The following is a 2173-nucleotide window of genomic DNA, read 5'->3' as shown; positions in this document are numbered from 1 at the left end:
GTTACGGATATCAGTATAGCGTAAACAAATTTTCCATTCTGCCAAGGCATTGTCTGGATCTTTTTCTGGTTTGTTTTCAATGACTTGCGCTAATAAACAGTGAGCCGCTGCCGGAGTTCGCGTAAAGGTTTTGTCTAGTTCAATAGCATCTCTGAGGTAGGTTTCGGCTTCGGCATAGCGTTCTTGCTTCAACCTAGCCCAGCCTAAGTTTTTCAATAATGCATATTGAGTTCCCGTTTCTGCTTCTGGCACAGTATCTAACCCCTTCAAAAGTAAAGATACCGCTTGGGAATAGTTTTTATCTTGAATATACAACCGCACCAATTCATTATAAGCAGCATCTAAACCCCCCTCTACCGCTAACCTATACTGAGTTCGCGCCTTATCCAACTCCTGTAAATCTTCATAAAGACGACCCAAATTGTAGTGCGCTTCGGCATTATCTGGATTGAGACTCAATGCTCGTTCATAATTAGACTGAGCACTTGACCAGTCTCCTTTATTATCATATTTGTCGAAACCCCATTTATTAAAGCAGTCCGAAATCAAGGGCAAAGATCCTCGAAAGCCAATTAACGAAACTAAAAGTACCACCGATAGTCCCAATTTTACTTCTTGCCAAAGATATTTTTTAATCCCTAATCCCGATAGAATTTCTTCAACACCTGTACGACCAGCTTTGGTTAAAACCCCCCCAGCTGTCAACAAGGTCAATGCACTCTGGGAAATCACCGCAAAAGAACCTATAAAACCCGGACTAGTACTTAAAAAACGGGAGGAAATATCTACCACTAGACTCACCGATGCCGTTAAAGAAGTAACTGTCAGTGCATTCCACAGCCAGTCGAAACGGTCTAAGCGATGAGTAGGTGCTTGTAGAAACCACCACCAGTAGTCTTGTGGGGGATGAAAGCTAGTCCGCCAATTAGTTAATTGCACAGTCTGAGTAATCAAACCAGCCTGCTTTTTCAATCTGCTATCTAACTCAATCAGTTTAATCAGTTTATCTTTAGAAATGTGGGCAATATCAGCAAATTTTTCCTGAACAATATTGCGAGCAATCAGGACACGAAGAATGGCTTCAGGAGATGGATTATTGTCAGTTTTTTCAAGGGCGGTCAGGGCAGCTTCATAACGATTGAGAGTAGACTCTAACTCTAGGATGCTCATTCAGCTAATAGCAAAGGGAATAGGGAGTAGGGAGTAGGGAGTAGGGAGTAGGGAATAGGGAGTAGGGAACAGCGGATCTGGGAACAGGGAGCAGTGGATCTGGAAACAGGCAAGATGCCTGTTCCACCAAGATGCCTGTTCCAGGCACCAGGTCAAACACCTTTAATGAGATGCACCCTTCTGATTTAGATCTTATCTAAAGGTATTCTGTCAATCAGAAATACTCCGGTATCATAACTTGAATAAATAAACAAGATCCAGGTGCGATCAATTTTTTAGCTCAGATTCACTACACTGTCTTGATGCAGTCGCTCATGGGGTTTCCCCCATGAGCGACTGCATCAAGACATTGAAGAAAAACCATTACGAGGAAACTTAGCAGCCTGTGTGGATGTGCTGGCTGGTTTACGGTTTGACAAAAATTTAGTGCGTCGATTGTTGAGGGAGGAAGTTATGGAAGAATCAGTCACCTATCAAGATATTATCCAAAAGGGAGTCCAGAAGGGAATCCAGCAGGGAATCCAGCAGGGACTCCAGCAGGGACTCCAGCAGGGACTCGACCGAGGAAAGCAGCAGGAAGCGGTATTAATTGTGATGCGTCAGCTAACCCTGAGGTTAGGTTTACTTGAGCCTGGGCTCCAACAGCAGATTGAGGGATTATCCATTACTCGATTGGAGGAATTGAGTGAAGCGTTGTTGGATTTTGAGACAGCAACGGATTTAGCGGTTTGGTTGGATCACTAGGGAATAGGGAATAAGAAAAAATTCGGCGTTGCTGAATCTTCGAATGAATAGGAGTAGAGTGGGCATCCTGCCCGCTCGAAAATATGTGGGCATCCTGCCCGCTCGAAAATAAGCATGAAACTGGCAAGATGCCAGTTCTACCAAGATGCCAGTTCCACGCAAGATGCCCATTCCACCAACATGTCCATTCCAGAAAACTCTTAAAATCATTCCATTATTAAGCAACGCCCTAAAAAAAAGCGATCGCATTTCCTAATCC

At 43.8% G+C, this 2173-nt stretch carries 3 protein-coding genes; 1 reads left to right on the top strand and 2 read right to left on the bottom strand.

All coding sequences use genetic code 11. From position 1 onward, the window contains the following. Positions 1-1170 (bottom strand): tetratricopeptide repeat protein (locus F6K20_RS35320; RefSeq protein WP_287297928.1); only part of this gene is annotated, 1170 nt, incomplete at its 3' end. Positions 1171-1174: 4 nt separating this feature from the next. Beyond that, on the bottom strand, positions 1175-1330 hold the full coding sequence (locus tag F6K20_RS35315) for a hypothetical protein (RefSeq protein WP_154659933.1): 156 nt from the start codon (positions 1328-1330) through the stop codon (positions 1175-1177). A gap of 233 nt (positions 1331-1563) precedes the next feature. On the opposite strand from F6K20_RS35315, the gene F6K20_RS35310 reads away from it, so the two are divergent. Next, on the top strand, positions 1564-1914 hold the full coding sequence (locus F6K20_RS35310) for a DUF4351 domain-containing protein (protein WP_287297926.1): 351 nt from the start codon (positions 1564-1566) through the stop codon (positions 1912-1914). The last annotated feature ends 259 nt before the right edge of the window (positions 1915-2173 follow it).

The sequence above is a fragment of the Moorena sp. SIO2C4 genome, from assembly GCF_010672485.1.
In the GTDB taxonomy this organism is placed as follows: domain Bacteria; phylum Cyanobacteriota; class Cyanobacteriia; order Cyanobacteriales; family Coleofasciculaceae; genus Moorena; species Moorena producens.
This window is presented reverse-complemented; position numbering and strand designations above follow the sequence as displayed.